This is a genomic window from Abyssisolibacter sp. ZYX002 (assembly GCF_056892235.1).
Genome location: NZ_JARMXH010000007.1, coordinates 26,321 through 49,023 on the forward strand (window position 1 = coordinate 26,321; position 22,703 = coordinate 49,023).

At 32.3% G+C, this 22,703-nt stretch carries 16 protein-coding genes; 1 reads left to right on the forward strand and 15 read right to left on the reverse strand.

The genetic code is table 11. The features are described from left to right. Positions 1–16: 16 nt before the first annotated feature. From P3X86_RS16915 to P3X86_RS16940, 6 genes are all read right to left on the reverse strand, one after another. The gene (locus tag P3X86_RS16915; RefSeq protein WP_483293910.1) at positions 17–937 is read right to left on the reverse strand and encodes an OmpA family protein; all 921 of its coding nucleotides are present in this window, start codon (positions 935–937) and stop codon (positions 17–19) included. Between the two features lie 36 nt (positions 938–973). After that, the gene (locus P3X86_RS16920) at positions 974–1,975 is read right to left on the reverse strand and encodes a MotA/TolQ/ExbB proton channel family protein (RefSeq protein WP_483293911.1); all 1,002 of its coding nucleotides are present in this window, start codon (positions 1,973–1,975) and stop codon (positions 974–976) included. Positions 1,976–2,193: 218 nt separating this feature from the next. Then, positions 2,194–4,050 carry an S-layer homology domain-containing protein gene (locus P3X86_RS16925; RefSeq protein ID WP_483293912.1) on the reverse strand — a complete coding sequence of 619 codons (1,857 nt, stop codon included), beginning with the start codon at positions 4,048–4,050 and terminating at the stop codon, positions 2,194–2,196. A 106-nt stretch (positions 4,051–4,156) separates the two neighbouring features. Further along, a complete protein-coding gene (locus tag P3X86_RS16930) occupies positions 4,157–4,291 on the reverse strand; it encodes a hypothetical protein (protein ID WP_483293913.1) in 135 nt (44 codons plus the stop codon). 117 nt (positions 4,292–4,408) lie between these two features. Beyond that, a complete protein-coding gene (locus tag P3X86_RS16935; protein ID WP_483293914.1) occupies positions 4,409–4,669 on the reverse strand; it encodes a hypothetical protein in 261 nt (86 codons plus the stop codon). Between the two features lie 10 nt (positions 4,670–4,679). Then, positions 4,680–5,273, reverse strand: coding sequence for a TolC family protein (locus P3X86_RS16940; RefSeq protein ID WP_483293915.1), 594 nt, complete (start codon positions 5,271–5,273; stop codon positions 4,680–4,682). 377 nt (positions 5,274–5,650) lie between these two features. Here P3X86_RS16940 and P3X86_RS16945 point away from each other — a divergent pair, with 377 nt between their 5' ends. Then, positions 5,651–7,156 carry a thiol-activated cytolysin family protein gene (locus tag P3X86_RS16945; RefSeq protein ID WP_483294043.1) on the forward strand — a complete coding sequence of 502 codons (1,506 nt, stop codon included), beginning with the start codon at positions 5,651–5,653 and terminating at the stop codon, positions 7,154–7,156. 210 nt (positions 7,157–7,366) lie between these two features. Here the strand turns inward: P3X86_RS16945 and P3X86_RS16950 are convergent, their stop codons facing one another. The 9 genes from P3X86_RS16950 to P3X86_RS16990 all read right to left on the reverse strand — a co-directional run bounded on the left by P3X86_RS16950 (position 7,367) and on the right by P3X86_RS16990 (position 22,698). Next, complete coding sequence (locus P3X86_RS16950; RefSeq protein WP_483293916.1) at positions 7,367–7,660, reverse strand: hypothetical protein; 294 nt, start codon at positions 7,658–7,660, stop codon at positions 7,367–7,369. A 654-nt stretch (positions 7,661–8,314) separates the two neighbouring features. Further along, entirely contained in the window at positions 8,315–11,884 is a 3,570-nt protein-coding gene (locus P3X86_RS16955) for an S-layer homology domain-containing protein (RefSeq protein WP_483293917.1), read from the reverse strand. Between the two features lie 498 nt (positions 11,885–12,382). After that, positions 12,383–13,804 carry a S41 family peptidase gene (locus tag P3X86_RS16960; protein ID WP_483293918.1) on the reverse strand — a complete coding sequence of 474 codons (1,422 nt, stop codon included), beginning with the start codon at positions 13,802–13,804 and terminating at the stop codon, positions 12,383–12,385. A gap of 37 nt (positions 13,805–13,841) precedes the next feature. Further along, a complete protein-coding gene (locus P3X86_RS16965; protein WP_483293919.1) occupies positions 13,842–15,164 on the reverse strand; it encodes an ABC transporter permease in 1,323 nt (440 codons plus the stop codon). 16 nt (positions 15,165–15,180) lie between these two features. Next, the gene (locus tag P3X86_RS16970; protein WP_483293920.1) at positions 15,181–16,860 is read right to left on the reverse strand and encodes an efflux RND transporter periplasmic adaptor subunit; all 1,680 of its coding nucleotides are present in this window, start codon (positions 16,858–16,860) and stop codon (positions 15,181–15,183) included. 11 nt (positions 16,861–16,871) lie between these two features. Then, positions 16,872–17,564, reverse strand: coding sequence for an ABC transporter ATP-binding protein (locus P3X86_RS16975; RefSeq protein WP_483294044.1), 693 nt, complete (start codon positions 17,562–17,564; stop codon positions 16,872–16,874). A 59-nt stretch (positions 17,565–17,623) separates the two neighbouring features. Further along, the gene (locus tag P3X86_RS16980; protein WP_483293919.1) at positions 17,624–18,946 is read right to left on the reverse strand and encodes an ABC transporter permease; all 1,323 of its coding nucleotides are present in this window, start codon (positions 18,944–18,946) and stop codon (positions 17,624–17,626) included. Positions 18,947–18,962: 16 nt separating this feature from the next. Then, positions 18,963–20,606 carry a permuted SH3 domain-containing protein gene (locus P3X86_RS16985; RefSeq protein WP_483293921.1) on the reverse strand — a complete coding sequence of 548 codons (1,644 nt, stop codon included), beginning with the start codon at positions 20,604–20,606 and terminating at the stop codon, positions 18,963–18,965. A 616-nt stretch (positions 20,607–21,222) separates the two neighbouring features. Continuing rightward, positions 21,223–22,698: an S-layer homology domain-containing protein gene (locus P3X86_RS16990; protein WP_483293922.1), complete on the reverse strand. Its 1,476-nt coding sequence runs from the start codon at positions 22,696–22,698 to the stop codon at positions 21,223–21,225. Between the last annotated feature and the right edge of the window lie 5 nt (positions 22,699–22,703).

The window sequence follows — 22,703 nt, forward strand, 5'->3', positions numbered from 1 at the left end:
ACTTGTTTTTTTAATTTTAGTCTTCTTTTTTATCTTTTATATTTTTGAATACTTCCATTGATTCTTCTAAGTAATCAGATATTACATTTTGTATATTTGAATCCTTTAATATTATTGAAATCTCTATTCTTCTATTTTTTGCATGATCTGATTTACTTGAACCATTTTTTATCGGTCTAAACTCCGAGTAAGCACTTGCAACGAAGTATTTTCCATATCTCTGCTCTAAAGCTTTATTTGAACCCATCATATAGTTTAGCACTGATGTTGCCCTCTTAGCTGATAAATCCATGTTATACTGAGCTGTACCTTCCGTATCTGTATGCCCTTGTATACTTATAGCATCTATGTTTCCTCTAGTATCAGCGTCTTTAAGTACGTTTTCAAATGCTTTTGCAAGATTATCTAGAAGCTCTTTTCCTTCTTTTTTTACTTTTGAAGAATTATAATCAAATACTAATCCTTCGTTTATTACTATGTTACCATTATCAGCTATACTAACTAATCTTTCTCCCTTATCATTTGTAGTTCCAAGCTCTTTTTCAACTGATGTTTTTACCTTTTTTAGTACTCCTACTCTTAAGAATGCAATACCTTGAAGTTTTGACCTTAAATTACCTAGCTCCTTGTTGCTCTCTGCTATTATCTCTTTTTGTTCTTCAACTTCATCTTCTGATAGCTTTAGTGCAATTTCACCTTCTCTAACTTCTGCTCTTGCTTTATCTATTTTATCTTCTAGAAGCCTTAATTGTTTTTGATTTTTGCTAATCTCTGCATTAGAAGCCTCTAACTGCTTACCTGATATGATGTTTTGTATGTACGCTAAAATCATAAGAAAAAACAGTATTAAAGCAATCGTCGATATCATATCTGTAAAAGACGGCCAAAAGTTTTGTTCCTCATCATGCTTTAAAAATCTTCTATTTCTAGCTTTCACATAACAGCCTCCTTCCTCTTCATCATTGTTGTTGTTCTATTTCTTTTCTATTTTATCTAATGAAACTGCTATTTGCTTATATACATCTTTGCACTGCGAAAGGTTTGTTATGCTTACTCTAACATCCTCTGTAAAATTCGCAAAAGCTACATTCATTCTCTCTATGTTAGTCCTTAAATTATAGTTGAATTCTCCAAAGTCTCTAGTATTCTCTACAAATTTACCTAATGCTTGGTCAAATTTTTCTGTTGTTTTATAAAGAGACAGTGATGCATTTTCGATAGACTTTGTTGTGTTTGCTGAATTTTCACTGTATGTTTTTAACATGTGTTCGAAGCTGTTTTCTATATTTTTGCTTAAATCTATAAAAGTCTTTGTAAGATTATCTGATATTATGCTAAGCCTACTCTCTTTTGTCTCAAGGTAGTCTTTAGCTACTACGTTGTCTAGATATTCTTCTACATCTACCATCATTGCAACCTTTTCGCCTTCTACATCAAATCCAATTTTAAGTATAGTCATTATTATAGCTGATCCAATACCAAATAATGAAGTAACAAATGCTACAGACATACCTTTCACTGAATTAAGTAGCCCTGATACTACTGAATCTGTTGAGCTTAGCATGTCAATGTTTGAACCATCTGTAAGAAGTTCTACTAATCTTCCTATTGATAACGTAAGTCCGTAAAATGTACCTAATAAACCTAAAATTATCATTAATGATATTGAAGTTTTTACAAATCTCTCTGCAAAATATGTCTTCGCAAGACTAGCAGAAAAATTCTTTTCAATTATAGCTTGTGTATTCACTTGTTCAATATTTCTACTAGCTGATTGTTTATAATCATTAATTATTCTATTTAGCAAAACATCACTTGATTCATTACCTTCTTTTATCTTCTTTAATTCTTTACCTATCTTTCTATACTTACCTTTAATTCTTATACTCGCTACTACTGCAATAATCAAAATTATCATAATAATTGCAATAATACTTATTGCAAATGGATTTAACTTTGCAAATAAATGTGTCATATTTCTTCCTCCTTGCTTATATTATTTTAGAGTTATTATATCATAGGTAATACTACTATCATATATCTGCCATTAATTTGTAAATAAAATGATATAAGTCTTTCATATTTATAATTTGTTTGTAATATATGATTTGATCAAAAAAATTGGTTTAAAAGTAGAAAAAAATTGAACTCTATTAAAAAAGGTTGTTCTCAACGAACAACCCTTTACTCAATCTATCTCTCTATTATAACTGTCTTAGCCTTGAATATTCCTCCGTTTGCTTCTCCTATTACTAAAATCTTATCATTTTCTTGTAGATATCTTAATGATGTTGAACTTCCTGATTCATTGATATATCTTGTTCTGTTTGTTACATCTATTCTCACAGATTTAGTTTCTTTCTTTACAACATCATATACAGAAATTATTATAACATCTGCATCATCATCAACATATGTTATAGTTCCTTCATGCCTTGTATTTGCACTAGTTGATCTAGCATCAATTTCGGTTATTTCATCACTCTCTATCTCAATCTCCATAAAGTAACCTAATCTCAAATCGTATATTGTCTTATCGTCTTTATTATCTATCTCAATATCAACATTATTAGCAAGCTGATATTGAACTTTTTCATTCTTATTGTTTATAATCGTTATCTTATTGTTCTTACCTATAATAATCTCTTCTATTCTTCCCTCTGTATCTGTCTTTACAGATGTAGCATGTATATCTTCTACAACATTGTATTCTATATCAAGTTCTACATCATCACCCACTTTTAAATCGGTAATTTCCGCTGATTTTTTATTTCTCTTAATATAAACATTGTTTGCAACATCATATGTTAGTTTTACACCGTTCTTTGTCTCTATTGTAAGAACTGGCTTAGGACTAAACTCAAGATTTTTTATTGTACCTGTCACTGTTCTGTTTTTACTTTCAGCTTTTACACCTACTACCATGTTATTTCTGACATCAAGTGTTGCGATGTCTCCGTTGTCAACTTGATATATAAATGCATCATTGCCATCTAGTACTACTTTAGCATTCTCTGATACCTTAAATACTTCACTATGCTTCCTGCTTCCTTCTTTCCATTCTAACTTAATCGAAACAGGATTTGTAAGTAATCTACTTACTATAGTACCTTTATATTCTTTAGAAGTTGAGGCTCCTTTTATTTCAATTATTTTCTTATCCTTTGTTACTTTGGCTACAACATCTAACCCTTCCTTTATATCCGAAAACTCACTTATTTTATTGTCTATATAAATATCTGTATCATCGTTTCCTATATAAACAACTTTATCATTATCTAACCCATCTATTGTTATGTATGCTTCATTGCTACCCATCATCATATTTGTAACACGACCATTTATAGTAACTGTCTTTACATCTTTATTTGGTGTAGTTGGCTTAACATTGTTTGAATTAATATAATCATAGGCTATCGATGACATCTTAGCCATTACAGCTCTTGTAACTGTAGACTTAGGATTGAATTTTCCTTTGGCATCTCCAGTCTTACTAACTATACCCTTCTCTATCATAACTTGTACATATGCTTGCGTCTTTAACGGCATAAGCTCTGAATCTATAAATGGTAAGTTTATTAGTGCCTTACTCTTTGCTTCGTCTTCTAACCCCATAGCTCTAGTTATATAAATACATAACTCATCTCTTTGTGCTAGCTGTGGCACTTTGTTTGTATAAAACTTACTTCTTAGTACATCCTGAGTAACTATACCTGAGTTCAGACAAACCGCTACTCCTTTTCTTGCCCATGTTGCCACTCCTATTTCATTCATAAATGCTTCATATTGTTTAGCTAATTCAGATTTCTTTTGGCTATCTATTTTAAGCATTCTGCCTATCATTACCATAGCTTGCTCTCTTGTCACTTCTCCATTTGGTTTGAAAATACCACCATCATATCCTTTAATAATACCTGCCTTGTTCATTTTCTCTACATATGTTTTTGCCCAATCTGGAACATCTGTAAATGTCTCAGCAAAAGCTGTTGTTTGTATTGCTAAAACTGCTACTACTAATAAAATTAAACACTTGCTTCTTCTCATCTTCATCAGTATAAAACCTCCTTCTTTTAATCACTACTTAACTATATTCTTTATAACTATGTTATCTCCTGCATTGTAATAGATTTTTAACATAGATTCAACTGTGTTTCTATTATATACCTGTCACTAATTGAACTTTTCCTAAACCTAAGCAATATTTGAAATCTAATATTGCTATATTGTAATTGTACATCTCTTTTGATAGATTCAGTTTTGCTTGTTCTAATTCAATACTTGCTACTTTCACCTCACTTAATTTTCCTTGTCCTATTTCATAGCTGAGCTTTGCCAGTTTATATGCTAACTCTGCTTTTTTTAACAGCTAGCTTACAAACTGGTGTTTGTTTTTCAGCTGTTAGCATTCTTATATACGTGACCTAACTGACATTTCTACATTTTTTGTTGCTGCCTCTAACTTTTTTTCTGCTCTTTTCACATGTACAAGCTGTTCTTTATATCTTAATGAAATTTCTGGGTACTTTATATTAATAGCATCTAGTGTCAATATCTCTATCTCATACCCTTTTTTCAGCATGTATATCAAAGCATTGTTTTTTAGTGCTAAGTTTATAACTTTATTAAGTTCATATTTTACTTTAGTTATATCAATACTAATGTCTAACATGATATTATCTTCAAAATCTAGCCCTATTAATATCTCTAAATCTTAGCAACTGTATATCATGTACCATTTTGGCACTAGCATATGCAGACTCTGAGTTCGACAAATTCATCTCCATATCTAACAATTGTTGTTTTGAAATCATCCCTAACTCGTACATTCTTTGACTTTGTTCATGCTGTTCTTTTGCAAGCTTCCTACTATCATCTGCTATTTCTAGCTGCTTCTTTGTATTCATTACATCATAGTATGCTTTACTTGCGTTATAAGTAATCTCGTCAATTCTTATTTGCTTATTCATTTTAGTAGCCTTGAGCCTTACATCATCTTGTAATTTAGTTACTCCTTTGCTCATTAAGAAAACCTGCATGTTATTGTATCTAATATGCTCCTCATTTTCTTTGAACTCTCTAACTCTTTTTTTTGTTTCTCTATGTAATACCTCTGCTTTTTCAATGCTGAGATTTGCTATCTCTATATCTTTACTATGTTCCAAAGCAAATCTCACAGCTTCATCCAGTGACATGTAAATACTTTTTGCAAATGTTAGACTAAGCATCATAACTACTACAAATACTATTATAATAGATTTACAAAGTTTTTTCACGTAAATTCCTCCTATTTTTTTAATTTGATTCTCATTGACTAAAACTTATGCACAATTCTATTAGTATTGGTGGCTATTTATCCACAATATATTAACATTTTGATTATTTTTTTAATCTTTAATCGTCTTTAATAACTCTCTTTTTATTTTTAATATATAATAACTGCTTATGTTTTTCAATTCTGAATACCTTTAAACCAAATTAATATAAAGTCTCATTGTAATTCATAAGTAACAGTACTCTTTTTACCAAACTTAAGCCATTTAGCCCAAATATCACCACTTGCATATAGCCAAAATATAGTATATTATGAAAATGTAATAATTTGTCGAATTCGATATAGGACTTAAAATTAAATAGGAGGTACTTTTTGCATATGACAACGTTTTCAAAATTTAGAAAAATCATCTTAGCTTTAATTATACTAATCTTTTTTGCAATTCAACCTATTCAAACATTTGCTCAGCCCTCTGCTGACTATACTATTAATAGTATTGATCAGGGTATAGGTTCTCTCAATTACAATAAATATGAAATTTTAGAGAATCAAGGAGACCGTATTGAAAGTATTGTCCCAAAGGAAGCCTATGAATCTGACGGAAAGTTCATAGTATTAGAACATAAAAAAAGATCTCTAGGAACTTCTCCTGTAGATGTATCTGTAGTAGATTCTATAATCGACCGTGTCTATCCAGGATCTATTTTATTGGCAGATGAAGCTTATATAAAAAATAGACCTACACCACTATTAGTAAAAAGAAAGCCTATGACATTATCTATTGATTTGCCAGGACTAGGTACTGACAGCAAAATCATTGTAGATAACCCTACCTATACTGATGTTAATTCAGCTCTCAATGAAATTATTGATAAATGGAGTGATGAAAATTCTGAAACTCATACTGTGCCAGCAAGAACTCAATATAACGAAACGATGGTTTATAGTAAAAACCAGTTAAAAATGGGTTTAAACGTTGACATAAATATAGTAGATCAACTGCTAGGAATTGATTTTGAAGCTATATCCAAATGTGAGCAAAAATATATGGTAGCATCATATAAACAAATTTTCTACACTGTTAGTGCTGAATTACCAACTAAGCCATCAGATTTGTTTGATGACAATGTAACTTTTGATGAGCTAACTTATAAAGGTGTAAGTAATGATACTCCACCCGTACTAGTAAGTAATGTAGCTTATGGAAGAACGATTTACGTAGTACTAAAAACAAACTCACAAAGTGATAAGGTAGAAACAGCTTTCAAAGCACTTATCAAAGGTCAAAAGATAGAAGCAGGAACTGAACTAGAAGATATAATAGAAAACAGTTCATTTTCAGTAGTTGTTTTAGGAGGAGACGCTCAAGAGCATAACAATATAATCACAACTGATTTTCAAGAAATTAGAAGAGTTATAAAAGATAATGCTTGCTTCAGCTTGAAAAATCCAGGTTATCCTATATCATATACTACTAGCTTTTTAAAAGATAACTCACTTGCTGCAGTTCATAGCTCTACTGATTATATCGAAACTAAAGTAACTGAATATGAAACTGGTAAGATAACACTTGACCATAGTGGTGCATATGTAGCTGAGTTTTACGTATCTTGGGATGAGGCATCATATGACGATAAAGGAAACGAACTATTAACGCATAAAGAATGGGATGGTAATGGTAAAAATAGAACGGCGCACTATTCAACAGTTATTAACTTACCCCCTAATGCAAAAAATATAAAAGTTAAGGCGAGAGAATGCACTGGTCTCGCTTGGGAATGGTGGAGAACTGTAGTAGATGAGGTTAATATACCTCTTACAAAAGAAATAAAAGTTGCTATATGGGGAACCACTCTTCATCCACGCATTAATGTTAGTCATTAAATAACTTATACAGCTACATATTAACTACACTGAAACTATCTATAGACAATATTACAAATCATACATTATATCGAATATCATATTATTACTAAATATTTCAAATGTAGTATATTGTAGCTTCAAAGAAACATTATAAATTTAAAACAGTACTCCAAGGGAACTAATTAATCCAGAGTACTGTTTTTTTTAGTTAAACTTATTCACAATTATTTAAATGTCTTCAACAACATTTCTAACAAATCTTCTACTAACCTCCATCAATTGTGCTATCTTTCTTTGTGAGAGTTTAGTATGCTTCAAAAGTTTAACTATTATATCTCTTTTCATATCATCAGTGATCTTATCAGTATTATGTTGTTCTATATAATTATTTATAATACTCCAACCGTTATTTTCTGAGCATTTCCTATCATCTTCATCCTCTAGATATTCATTATCATCTGAGATATCATGATATTTAGTGTATTCATCAACTAGAAAAACACCCTCATTGATTGAAAACATGCTTTTAATCAGTTCTGTATCAACTAAGTCAATAGATTCCTTTATATAATCTTTATAGCTACTCCATTTATATTCCTTTACCTACCATTTTAGCCTTTACAGGATTGTTGTGGATATATCTAATTAAATTCAATAAATACTCACTTTTATATCTATTTTGAAATACATATCCTACCCTATTAAATTTAGAATTATAATACATAGTGTTTATTTTTTTTATTACTACACTAATATCATCTACTTTTATTAACAAATGTACATGATTATCTATTATGCTATTAACTCTAATACAACATTTTATTATTATCTTTATTTTTTTCCTTACTATTATATAATAATATTCTATCTAACTAAGGCGCCTCGCTACTCTAAGTATACCCACCACTCCACTTAACTTTAAATATATCAATATTGTGTTCAGTTTTCAATCGGTTTTTTTCTTATATGATTCGGTAGGCTTGTTAGTAGTTGTTTAGAATAAAAAATTAATCACAAGACCAGTAGCGGTATCTATTAATCAAAAGGGACCGTCCCTTAAGAATACAGTAAACCAATCAGACCTGCCTCAGATGGGGCTAAAAAAAGAACCCCTTTGGAATTATCCACTTGGGGTTCTTTAACTATCAAGAAGTATTAGTTCTCAATTTTGTTTTATTAACTCTCAAGAGTTACATTGATATTTTTATTCGATGCTACAGAACCAGCTTTTGAAATTAACTTAACATTATAAGTGTCATCTCCAACCTTTGTTACAGTTATTGTAACTTTATTTAAGTCTACTGATCCTTCTACTGCCGCTTTAACTAAAGCACTATTGTCTCCAGTCATGTCTGTTCCTGCTGGTAACTTAATACCTGCTGGTACTTTTTCTAGTTCCGCTGCTGTTACTGCTTTTGGTACTACAACAGATACTGTTACAGTTTGGCTTATTCCACCTACAGTTAATTCGAATACAACATCTCCTGTTACAGAAGCTGAACCATACGTAACAACTCCAGTTGTTGCTGTTATTGCGGAATTACCAGTAACATCGTTAACGGATACTGTTACATTAGTATCGCTTATTGCTGCAACAACCATATCCTTTACATTTGCATCTGTACCTTCAACTGGATTTAAAGTTGCTGGTACTTTAGCTTTAGCTGCTTCTAGTGTTTCGGTATGTTGATTTGTTGCAATAATTTCTTTATTAACTGTTTTAGATGTTGCTTTTGAATTTAATGTTACTTTCCACTTACCATTAGCTTCTGCTGCTGCTGGCACTGTAACTGTAACCTTGTTAAGGTCAACTTTAGCTTCTATTGCTGTTTTAATCGCTGCTGTTGCTACTGTTGTACCATTAGCTAATACTAATTTGGCTGGAACTTTAGCTAATTCTGCTGCTAACATTGTATTACCAGCTTCTAAAGCTGCTGTTGCTGCTTTTAAATTATCTGTTGCTGTTTTAATATTAGCTATTACATCTGATGCTACTGCGTTATTTACTGCTACATATACTGCATCAGTTTCTGCTCCACCTGCTGCTTTATAAGCAGTTTGTGCCACTGCTGCTGCAGCTTTAGCTTCTGCAAGCTTTTTAGCTGTTTCAGCTAAATCTTTTTCTACTTTAGTAAGTGTTATTGTGTATACATTACCTTCTACTTTAACATCATCACCTTTTGATATTACCGCAAAGTTAAATCCTATAGTATTTCCGGCTTTGTCTTTCACAACTGTATTTTCGTTTACTCTGTAAATCGTACTACTACCTTTAAGCACCATTTGAGTATCACTTTTAAATGTTACTTCACCAACCCCTGCTGTTGGAGGGTTAACTGTTCCATCATTCTTATAAGTTCTTACAAGGTAAAGTGCAAATCTAGAATTCTTCTCTGGTCTTAAATAAATATCAACTCTATCTCCATTGTTTAAGTCAGAGAAATTGATTGCTTGATTATTTTCGTAAACTACAGCTTCTCTACTATCCATTTCGTAAGTAGCTCCGCCATTGTTCTTGAATAATCTACGAGAAGTATTTAAGTCACTCACTGTAGCATTTGATACAAGTCTAGTTGTACCCACAAATTTGTTAACATTCATAATAACATCTGTATCTTTTCTAACTTCAAGTTCAACTATAGTATTTTTTACTAAGTCAGTATCTGTTGTTATTTTATTCTTATCAGTTACAAATGTCTTCTTGTTTCCATTAATTTCTAATGTTACATCCCATTTAGCTTCATTTCTATATTGCTCAACTGATGTTATTAAACCAGTGTAGATATCTTTATTTTCACTTTGGTCTGTTTTGTTAATGATAACTACAGCTACCCTTCCTGATGCCTCATAGATAGCTCCTGTTTTAACTTTGTCAAAGTCATCATTAGCTTCTCCCCAAGTAGATGATTTGTATTTACTTGAGTCAGTTGTATCAAATACAACTGAAGAATCTTTTAATCTTGATCCTGCAGCATAAGTTGCATCGTGTTTTAAATCTGTTACAGGACTTGTAGCTAAGAATTCAATCTTAGTTAAGTCACCATCTTCATCTTTTGTTAACTTAACTAATTGGTAATTAGCTTTTTTACACTTATTCTTAAACTCTTCGATACGAGCTTTTTTTGCATCATCTGTAGTTCCTTTTTCTGTAAGGCCTACTACACGATCATATTCATTATTTGAGTTCAGGTGGTTTATGAAATTGTAAGAAACTTCATCATTTACTTTTTTACCATCTGCGTTAATTACGTCAAATGAATATTCGTCTCCATCTCTTCCTTTTCCAAGATCAACTGAATTAGCTTTTACTAAAGCATAATTCTTAACTGTTGTATCTTCACCTAAATCTCCATCAACGAATACTACTCTTCCACCTGGAGTTAAATAAACTTTTACATCCTTTTTTTCTGCTTTCATAGAAGCTAAAGCACTATTATCTAAATCATTCATTGATGTGTCACTGTCTTTGTATTGACCAGTTATATTATAAGTCTTTCCATCTACAGTAAACTTATCAGTGTATACTCTAGTTACTTCACCAGTTACAGAGTTGTTATAAACCATAGCAAACTTATCGCTCTTGTTGTATAGTAAGATATCTCCATCTTCAATATCTTCTATATCAATTTTCTTATTGTCTTTAACTATAGAATAATCTTCTAATTTAAGCTCATCACCATAGCTATAAGCAATCTCTTTATCTTCGTTAACTTTTTCTACTACTAAGCTATTGAAGTTATGACCATCGAAGAATATTACTTCGTCATCGTCGTTTAATACAATCTTAGCGTAATCAACTGTAGCAACTTTTCCATCTTTGTCTACGCCATCAATATAAACATCTGCATCTTTATTTACTTTATATTTTGAACCATCATTTACAAGCTTAATACGTCCATCAGATAATTTTGTAATAGCATCGTACATAGGCTCATCTATTAAAGAATATGCTAAAATTTTGTTGTTATTATCTACCCAAACTTTTATGTTTAAGCCTTGAACTTCTTCAAAATCGAAGCCAGCAGCTACATAAACTTTTTCTTTTCCTACTTGCATTCTCTTCTTGCTAGTGTTGATATTTGTTACTTTACCTTTGAAGCTCTTAGCATTCATTTTATCAAGCATTGAAGTGTTTTCCTTCTCTGCATATAAGCCATTAGAACCCATTTGAACTGAATTCTTTTCTAAAGCAGCGTTTAATAACATGAACACATTACCTCTTGTTGCTTTAAGTTTAGTGTCAGTTATTTTGATATTCTTAGTAATTCCTAAGTGGCTTGCTTTGAAAAGGTAATTGTTTGGCCATGTTCCGCCTAAACCTTTATCAGTATATCCTAATGCTCTAACTATAAGTGTTATAGCTTCTGCATAAGAAATATTCTTTCCGTAACCAAAAGTTCCGTCTCCGTAACCATTGATTAACATACCTGATCCAATATTGATATATCCAGTTGCCCAACTTGTAGCTGGAACGTCTGTGAATTTAGTTTGACCTGCTTGCATCTTAGCAAGTCCCTCCATCCCCATTGCTCTAACTACCATCGCAGCGAACTGCTCTCTTGTAATTTCTTCTTCAGGTTTAATTGTTCCATCTTTAAAACCTGTAACAACGCCGAATGCCATCAATCTTTCGATAGCGCTCTGATATTCAGTACCAACTATGTCACTTGGAGTTGCAGCAAATGCCATGCTGAACAATCCTAATACTAGTGATAAAGCAAGTACTAATGATAATACTTTCTTCATTTAGAAATCTCCTCCTTATAATTGTATTCATTTTTTTGAAAGAGTTAGCTATATGTAACTAAGCCGTAACTCCCTCATAACCAGCTTAGCTTTTTTAAGCTAGGAATGCAAAATCGTACAATCTTACATTCTAAACTTAATTATAGCATCGTGTTTTTTAACAGTCAATAATATAACAACCCTTGTAATGCAAATGTAATATAAGAGCTGTCTAATAACTGTCCCTAATAAATTATATACTAGAGTATCAATTAAATCCATTACAAAACTATTACATATGGTTTACATTTTATAGTATAATGACTTTATATATGGATGTATAGGTTAGATGCTTGTATTTATCTCATCAATATACGTCCAAATCTTTGTTTTATATCATGATTTCTATTTCTATATATAATGAAGCTTTTTTATGCTATCAATTTATCTTAAAAATATCCATATATTAATAAATCAAAAAAGACAACCTCTTTATCTCACTGAGGTTGCCCCTTATCTCTATTTATTTTTACTAATTATCTCTATAGCTTTATTCAGCTGTCTATCCATTGCTTCGCTGTTTAGATACTCTATAAGAGCCTCTTTTAACGCTTCTTGTGTCTTATCACTTAGTTTACCATCTGGTGTTAATTTATTTGCTTTTTGGAACTTCTTCAGTGCTGTTTGTGTTCTTTCATCAAATACCCCATCTGGTGTACTAACTCTATATTTCATGTAATCTAGGATTTCTTCTGCTACTAATATTTCTAATCCTACTTGTCCTACCTTGTATTCTTTGCCTTTGTTTAATCTATCAAGTAATGCTGTGTCTATTTCACTTTCTAAGTGATCAAATACGTCTTCTATTACTATATCTGGAGTAATCCCTACTTTGTCAACCTTGTTCTTATTTGGCGTAAAATACTCTGCTATTGTCACCTTAAAACCTGCTTCATTTTTTAACGGTATCACATCTTGTACTGAGCCTTTTCCATATGTTTTTGTTCCTATTATTGTTCCTACTTTTGAATCTTGAATAGCCCCTGCAAATATCTCAGATGCACTTGCACTACCTCCGTTTACTAACACTACTATATCGTATTTTGTCTTGCTTAAGTATGACTCTTTTGTATTTGTTGTTCCATCTGCATATTTGATATGAACTAAAGGACCTTTTGGTACAAAGTTCTGTAGTACTTTTAGTACTTGGTCTAGATAACCACCACCGTTATTTCTTAGGTCTACTATAAGTTTTGTGATATTCTTATTATTGAAATCTTTTAGTACCTTTGTCATTTCTTCGTTTGTGTTAGCATTAAATCGTTTTAGTTTTATATAGCCTATATTGTTCTTTAGTGTTTTCACTGATATTGGATTGCTTTTTATTAACTTTCTCTTTATTTCATAGTGCTTTATACCACTTTGTCCTTCTCTTACTATTCCTAATTTTACTGTTGTTCCAACCTTTCCTCTTATAAGTACTATAGCATCATATAGATTATAGTCTTTGATATCTGTACCATCTACCGTTACTATCTTATCTTTAGCTTTTATACCAAGCCTTTTACTTGGACCATCTTCTAATACACTTAATACTGTCACATATCCATCCCTTGTTGCTACTACTACACCTATTCCTCCAAAATTTCCTGATGTATCTTGGTTTAATCTCTTAAACTCTTCAGCTGTAAAATACTCGCTGTGGTCGTCTAGTTGGTCAAATACTCCTTTTATTGCACCTTCTATAAGCTTATCACTATCTATTTCTCCTGCGTAGCGAGATTCTACGTAATTCATTAGTTTTCCAAGAAATACTAAACCATCTTCATATTTGTCTTTTTCTTTCTCTTCTTTGGCTATCACAGAACCAGCTGTAATTGTTAGTACTAATGATAGTACTATTATAAGTCCTATAATGCGAAATTTCTTGTTATTCTTCATGTTATCCTCCTTTTGTCTGAGTATTCATATAAGCTTGTTATTGTCTTCTAAGAGCCTCAACTGGCGGTACTGAAGATGCTGATACTGCTGGATATACTCCAAATAATAATCCTGAACCTAATGCCACTACTATCGCTATCTTTATTGATTGTATGTTTATCGCTGTATTAAATCCTTGACTATCAAATACTTTCATTCCCCATATTCCTGCTACTATCCCTGTTATCGCTCCTATTATACTTACAAATAATGCTTCTAGTAAAAACTGTACTAATAAGTCTATCTTCTTTGCTCCTAATGCTCTTCTTACTCCTATTTCTTCTGTTCTCTCTGTTACTGCTACTAGCATGATGTTCATGATTCCTAGTCCTCCTACTAATAGCGACACTGCTGCTATCCCTCCTAGTAAGAGTGTCATTACTTTTTTGGCATTGTCTGCTTCTTCTATTAGCTGGTTTAGGTTTGTTATTGATATTACTTCTTCTCCTGCCCCTGGTATTTCTGTTTCTACTGCTTTCTCTTCCTTTTCTTCTTTCTCTTTATCTACTGCTTCTGTTTTTTCTTCTCCTTCTGCACTGTTACTTGCTGTCATTTTTGGTGCGCTCGCATCCATTCCTAGCTTTCTTTTTATTATTCTACTTAGCTGTACTACTGCTAAGTCTGCTTCTACTGGTGATCCTGCTTTTCCCCATATCTCTTCTATGGTTGTCTTTTCTGCTATTTTTAGTGCTGATGTGTATGGTATTACTATTCTATTGTCTACATCGTTTGCGTTTCCTGAGCCTTTTTCTTCTAATACTCCTATTATCCTGTAGCTCATCCCATTTAACGTTATGCTTCTTCCTACTGGACTTCGTCCTCCGTTTAATTTTGTTCCTATATTATATCCTAATATCGCTACGTTTGATCTCTGTTTTACATGCCATTTTGTGAAAAATTGCCCTGTCAATATTTTGTGGTCTCTTATATCTGGGTATTTTTCGTTTACTCCTATTAGCTTCATGCTTCCTTTGGCTCTTTTCCATCTCATTTCTGCTTTTGTGTTTACTACTGGCGATGCTATATCCATTCCTTGCACTCTTTCTACTAGGTCATCCACATCTTCTTCATTAAATTCGTACTCTGGTTTGTGTATGTTTATTGATATTACGTTTGCTCCTAGACTTTCAAACTGCTCTATTACTGCTTGTCTTGCTCCTTCTCCTATTCCCATTAAACATACTACTGATGCTACTCCTATTGCTACTCCTAGTATTGTCAGCGCTGACCTTAGTGGATTCGATAGTATCCCATGTGATGCCATCTTTGCTGTGAACCACCATCTTGCTAAGAAGGAATGTATTCTCTTTTTCTGAGTCATCTTTATTCCTCCTTATTTATTCGCCTTTTTTATCACCTTTGTTGTCACTTTTATCTTTTTTATCTTTCCCTGGCAATAATGAATCATCTGATTTAATATGTTGACTTGGAAGTACATCCTCACTACTTCCTGTTATTACTTTGTCGCCTTCTTTTAGTCCTTCTAAAATCTCTACCATTTTATCATTCATCAAACCAACTTTTACCTGCACTACTTCCACTGTATTATCTTTTCTTAATACCTCTACTACCATCTTACCATCTTCTTCTAATAATCCTTCTCTAGGTATTAATAAAGTATCCTTTGAGGTACCAGCATCTATGTGTGCTTTTGCCTGGAAGTTTGGCTTTAATTTATCATTTCCTTCTACATTTATTCTTACCTGATATCTTGTCGTGCCTTTGTCGTCTCCCCTACTGTTTTCTACTCCTTTAACTACTCCCTTAAATACCTCACCTGGCATTGCATCTACTTTAACTTCTACTGGTGCTTCTTCTTTGATATGTAACACTTCTGTATCATCTACGTACGCCGTCATATACATATCATTTGTATTGTATATACCAGCTAAATATTGCCCAACACGCACTGTTTTTCCTTTTTTTGCATCGCTATCTATATATTCTATTACTCCATTCATTGCAGCTTTTATATTAAAGTTACTATATGCATTTTGGTACTCTGCAATTTCTTTCCTTATATCTCTAATTGATTCTATCTTATACTGTATCGATCTTTGCATTTCTTCTCCTGCCATGGATATTATGTTGTCGCCTTTTTTTACTACATCCATGTTATGAACAAATACTTTTGTTACTATACCTTTAGCTCTGTTTAATACTCTCTTTTCTTCTTTAAATCCCTCTATTGTCGCGTCATGAACAAAATAAGTTATACTATCTTCTTTTCTTAAACCTATTCTAGCAGTCATTTTTGGTTGAATTAAACCTGGGTTCTCTCCTTCTATAGAAACCCAATGAATAAACCCACTTGCGTTTCCATCTTTATCTACGTCTGGCACTTTATTTTTATCTATTTCTACTATTGTAGCTTTATAAGTTCCTTCGTAATTATTTATTCTGAGCTCTACTTCTTGTCCTTTTGTTATAGTCTTATACTCTTGTGGTGTTACTTTTGCTCTAATTTTGTATTTTGAATCGTTTACTATATTAGTTACTAGATCACCTTGCTTTAACTCTTTACCTTCTTTTGTTTCTAGCATTGTTATTCTACCATCTATAGGTGCTTTTATTGTTATACCTTGGGCTGGGTTTATTTTTTCTAGATTGTTTTCTGATACACCTGTCATTGCTGATAATTCATCTACTTGTTTTCTCAATTTATCTTTTGCTTCTTTTAGTTTTGCATCTAAATCTGGTGATTTTAGCTTAATTAAAACTTCATCTTTTTTTACTGCTTGTCCTTCTTTTATTAGCACCTCATCTACTATATAGTTCACGGAAATCCTGCCGTATCTTTGTCCAGGCACTTCTATTCCTCCACCCCATGAACCCATGATTCTTCCTGCTGTGTCTACTCCTACATTTATATCACCTTTTTCAACTGGCACGGTTGCATATTGTATTACTTTTTCTCCTGACACTTCTTGGCTCGGCATTAGCTCATTGTACGCATAAAACCCTCCAAAAACTAACACTACTATAATCAACACTATCATTACTATCTTCTGTAACATTTTTATACCTCCTATTTAGATAACTCTGTCACTTCTTCTATATTTTCTATTAATCCATCTCTAAGATGATATATTCTATGTCCGTATAATGCAATCTCTCTCTCGTGGGTTACTTGAACTATAGTTATTCCTGTTTTCTCATTTAGCTCTGTAAATATTTCCATTATATTCTTTCCTGATGCTGAATCTAATGCTCCTGTTGGCTCGTCTGCCAAAATAAGTGCTGGTTTACTTGCAAGTGCTCTTGCTATTGCAACTCTTTGTTGTTGTCCTCCTGATAGTTGTGATGGTAAATGGTGCATTCTATCATCAAGTCCTACTGCTGCAAGTGCTTCTTTTGCTCTTATCTTTCTTTCTTTTCCATATAGTCCTTGATATATTAATGGTAACTCTACATTTTCTAATGCATTTAAATTGCTCAATAAGTGGAATCTTTGAAATACAAATCCTATAAATTGATTTCTTATCTCCGATAACCTACTATCTCGCATCTTTTCTACTTGAACTCCATTTATTTTATATGTACCTTCGGTTGGTAAATCTAAGCAACCTATTAAATTAAGCATTGTTGATTTACCTGAACCTGATGGTCCCATAATGGATACAAATTCACCTTTCTCTATTGTCAAATCTACGCCAGCTAATGCTTGCACTTTGATTTGTCCTGTTTTGTAGCTACGTGTTATACCTTTTAATTCTAGTATAGCTGTCACTATTGTACCTCCTTCGCTATATATCTTTATCTATATATTTATTAAAGTTGTTATTGTCTTCTAAGAGCCTCAACTGGCGGTACTGAGGATGCCGATACTGCTGGATATACTCCAAATAATAATCCTGAACCTAATGCCACTACTATCGCTATCTTTATTGATTGTATGTTTATCGCTGTATTAAATCCTTGACTATCAAATACTTTCATTCCCCATATTCCTGCTACTATCCCTGTTATTGCTCCTATTATACTTACAAATAATGCTTCTAGTAAAAACTGTACTAATAAGTCTATCTTCTTTGCTCCTAATGCTCTTCTTACTCCTATTTCTTCTGTTCTCTCTGTTACTGCTACTAGCATGATGTTCATGATTCCTAATCCTCCTACTAATAGCGACACTGCTGCTATCCCTCCTAGTAAGAGTGTCATTACTTTTTTGGCATTGTCTGCTTCTTCTATTAGCTGGTTTAGGTTTGTTATTGATATTACTTCTTCTCCTGCCCCTGGTATTTCTGTTTCTACTGCTTTCTCTTCTTTTTCTTCTTTTTCTTTATCTACTGCTTCTGTTTTTTCTTCTCCTTCTGCACTGTTACTTGCTGTCATTTTTGGTGCGCTCGCATCCATTCCTAGCTTTCTTTTTATTATTCTACTTAGCTGTACTACTGCTAAGTCTGCTTCTACTGGTGATCCTGCTTTTCCCCATATCTCTTCTATGGTTGTCTTTTCTGCTATTTTTAGTGCTGATGTGTATGGTATTACTATTCTATTGTCTACATCGTTTGCGTTTCCTGAGCCTTTTTCTTCTAATACTCCTATTATCCTGTAGCTCATCCCATTTAACGTTATGCTTCTTCCTACTGGACTTCGTCCTCCGTTTAATTTTGTTCCTATATTATATCCTAATATCGCTACGTTTGATCTCTGTTTTACATGCCATTTTGTGAAAAATTGCCCTGTCAATATTTTGTGGTCTCTTATATCTGGGTATTTTTCGTTTACTCCTATTAGCTTCATGCTTCCTTTGGCTCTTTTCCATCTCATTTCTGCTTTTGTGTTTACTACTGGCGATGCTATATCCATTCCTTGCACTCTTTCTACTAGGTCATCCACATCTTCTTCATTAAATTCGTACTCTGGTTTGTGTATGTTTATTGATATTACGTTTGCTCCTAGACTTTCAAACTGCTCTATTACTGCTTGTCTTGCTCCTTCTCCTATTCCCATTAAACATACTACTGATGCTACTCCTATTGCTACTCCTAGTATTGTCAGTGCTGACCTTAGTGGATTCGATAGTATCCCATGTGATGCCATCTTTGCTGTGAACCACCATCTTGCTAAGAAGGAATGTATTCTCTTTTTCTGAGTCATCTTTATTCCTCCTTATTTATTCGCCTTTTTTATTGTTATCTGGTTTTGTCTCTAATACCTTTACATTATTGTTATCACCATTTAATATTTTTGTCTCTGTTCCTGTTATTATTTTATCTCCTTCTTTTAATCCTTCAACAATCTCTACCATTCTATCATTCATTACTCCTATTTTTACAGGAACTACTTTTACTGATTTGTCATCTTGTAATATTTTCACAACCATTTTACCCTCTTCTTCCAGTAAACCTTCTAATGGTATCAATAGTGTGTCTTTAGAACTGCCTGATTCTATAAATGCTTTGGCTGCAAAGTTTGGTTTTGTTTTTTCGTTACCTTTCAAGTTTATAGTTACTCTAAATTTAGTTATCCCATCTTTGCTATTTCCTCGAGTCTGTATATCTTTTACTCTTCCTTCAAAGATTTCTCCTGGTATTGCATCTAGTGTTATAGTTACTGGAGCATCCATTTTTACTTTTAATACGTCTTGATCATCTACGTAAGTTTCCATATACATTTCATCCATATTATACAATGATCCTAAGTAACCAAATCTCTCTAGTTCTTTGCCTTCTGTAGCACGCATATAACTTACTATTCCGTTCATACGTGATTTTATTTCAAGATACTTATAAGACTCTTTATAGCTATTTATGTTTTTCTTTAACTCATCTATTTCTCTTATCTTCCCTTCTATTGCTCTTTGCATGTCCTCCCCAGCTAGTACTGCGATTTTATCTCCTTTTTTTACTACATCATTACTATGTGCATACATCTTTGTAATGATTCCTTTAGCACTAGCTAGTATTGTAGCCTCATTTGCAAAGCCTTCTATTGACGCTTTATTTGCAAAATAGAATATATTGCCGCCTCTCTTTATTCCTACTTCTACTTCCATTTTTGGTTGTGCTAATCCTGGATTTTTTCCTTCTATTGTTATCCAATGAATAAATCCTATAGCTTTTCCATCTTTGTCCAGATCTGGTGATTGGTTTTTATCTATACTTGTTATTGTAGCTACATTTGTTCCATCGTAACTACCTATTTTTAATGCAACTTCTTGTCCCTCTTTTAATAATTTATATTCGCCTGGAGTCACTTTTGCTCTTACTATGTATTTTGAATCATTTACTATTTTGGCAACTGAGATTCCCTGCTCTAGTTCATCTCCTTCTTTAACTGTAAGCTCAGTCACTCTCCCCTCCATAGTTGCTCTTACTATTATTCCTTGTGATGGACTGATTTTATTTATATTATCTACTCCTGCCATTAAAAGTAGATCATCTGTTTTTTCTCTTAATTTAAGCTCCGCTTCTTTTAACTTTAAATCTAAATCTGGTGATTGTAACTTGATTAAAGTGTCTCCCTCTTTTACAGGGTCTCCTCTCTCAACTAGTACCTTCTCTATTATGTATTTCGCCTCTTGTCCGCCATCAAATAGTATATCTGGTACATCTATACCTCCGCCCCAGGATCCTTCTATTTGTCCAGATGTTTTTACTCCTGCTACTATATCTCCTTTTTCTACTTCTTTGGTAATATACTCTACTACTTCCTTTGAGGATACTTCTTGCTTTCTTACTGATTCGTTATACGCATAAAATCCTCCAAAAAGTAATACTACTATAACTAATGTTATTTTTAATATTCTCTCAACCATTATTAATTTTACCTCCTATTATAATAGTATATATTTTGTCTATATGATCTGTCGTAACAGCAATGCTATATATTATTTACTAACTTAATTTACTGTTTGATTTACATTTGCTAGATATAAGACTTAATACTCCGCTTCTATTTTAATTTTATTTTCTCTTCTTTTTTATATAAAATTAACTGCTCGGTGATTTGCCTCCTCTCATTTACAGAGTCTCCTTATTATTAGACGCCATTTGTAACTAAAAAGTTTCTAATTTTTAATGTTTTTTTGTTGTTATGTCATTTTTATTAAAGATTGTATAAAATATAATTTTGACCCTCATTATATTTTAGTCTATTATCCTATATTATTCAATACTGCAGATTTTGTCATATACCTGTAACACTCTATTTCATTGGTTTTTCAGTTATATTAAAATTGTTTTACATTTCTAAAGAATTTCGCATATAGCAAATGTTATATTTACAAAAAAAAGGTACCTCGCTTTGGAGCTACCTTTTGAAATGTTGTAGAAGTTTAAAATGTTCTTGTTACTATGTTAAATTATAACTCTATAATGTGAAATCCATGTGAAATTAATAAAAATAAATGTAATTAAATCAATTTTTTAACGTTAGTTGTAATTGATTATACTATCTCTATATTCATCTTTAAGCTCTACTTGTAAATAGTTTATAAATCTATTTAAAAACGCTGCGGCTTCTTCTCTACTCATATAATCATTAGGATATACATAACCATTATTTCCACTCAAGAGATTAATCTGTTTTGCTACGTAAATAGATTTTTTAGCCCACTGTGGTATACTACTATCGTCTTTAAATGATGTTTTAAATGGTGGATTTGGTGCAAGCCTTTCTAGTCCTATCGATCGTATAACTATTGTTATTGCTTGCGCCCTTGTCAATTTACCCTTAGGCATAAATGACCCTTTTCCTACACCTGACATTATTCCTCTTTCCTTGATTATTTTTATGTATTCATAATCAGGATTTTCTCTTGTTACATCTACAAAAACAGGTGCATTTGCATCTTTTTTTGTAAATGATCTCTTTGGTTTATTATCTTCTTTGACTAGATTCATAGTCTTTCCAAGCCACCTTGCAAATTCTCCTCTCTCTGCTGGTAGCTTAGGCCCAAAGAATTTCTTTGAACTATCAAATACTCCAAGACCTGCTAGTCTTTTTATATCCCACTGAGACCATATTCCCTTTATATCTTCATATTTTGGTATATAGAGCTTTTTTTGTGTTGGCAATGTGTCATATCTCTCCACTCCTGTTCCTTTGTTTCTAACATTTGATGTACTCGTACTCCCTAGATAAGGCATGTCATAACTGTACTTCATCACTGTTTCCTTTTTTTCAGTTAATGTATATCCATCGGAAAAACTAGCTTGGTACGGCAGATTATCAAAATACTCCATTTCTTTTGTTCTATTGAATGAAATATTCATCTCTGAGCTACCTGTCCATTCTATTTTGTCGGTTTTAGTATTTACTTTTTTCAAATACTGCTTGATTTTCTGAGTTTCTGTTGCGCCCCAATAGTGGTCATATCCATATATTCCACCTGTAGTTTCTGCTATTATTTTTCGCTCACCATCGTTTATCGTATATGTTTTGGTTCCAAGCCAATTTCCTGAGTAGTAATTAATCATAGGTTGATTATCATCTATAGTTGAGTTATGAAACTGATAGTCTTCTAATACATAAGTATCTCCATTACTATCACTTATTTCTTCTTTGTATCTGACTATGTTGTTTTCTTCTCTTACTTGTTTAATACTCTCATTGTCTTCTATGATTCTCTCTAGCTCTATCTTTTTTTTCATTGTTACTGTTCCATCTTTACTCTTCATATCTACATAGTCATATGTCAGTTTTTTATCTTTGACAAGCATTTTTACCTTACCATATAGCACTACTGGCTTTCCTGTTATAAATATAACTTCTTTATACTGTTTTTCTCTTTTGTAGTCTTGTTCGTCTTTGTTTATACCACCTTCAAAGCCTGCATTGTTTATCTGTGCAAATGATGATGTTGAAAGTGATATTATTAATGTTATAATACATAGTATTTTTTTCATACTTA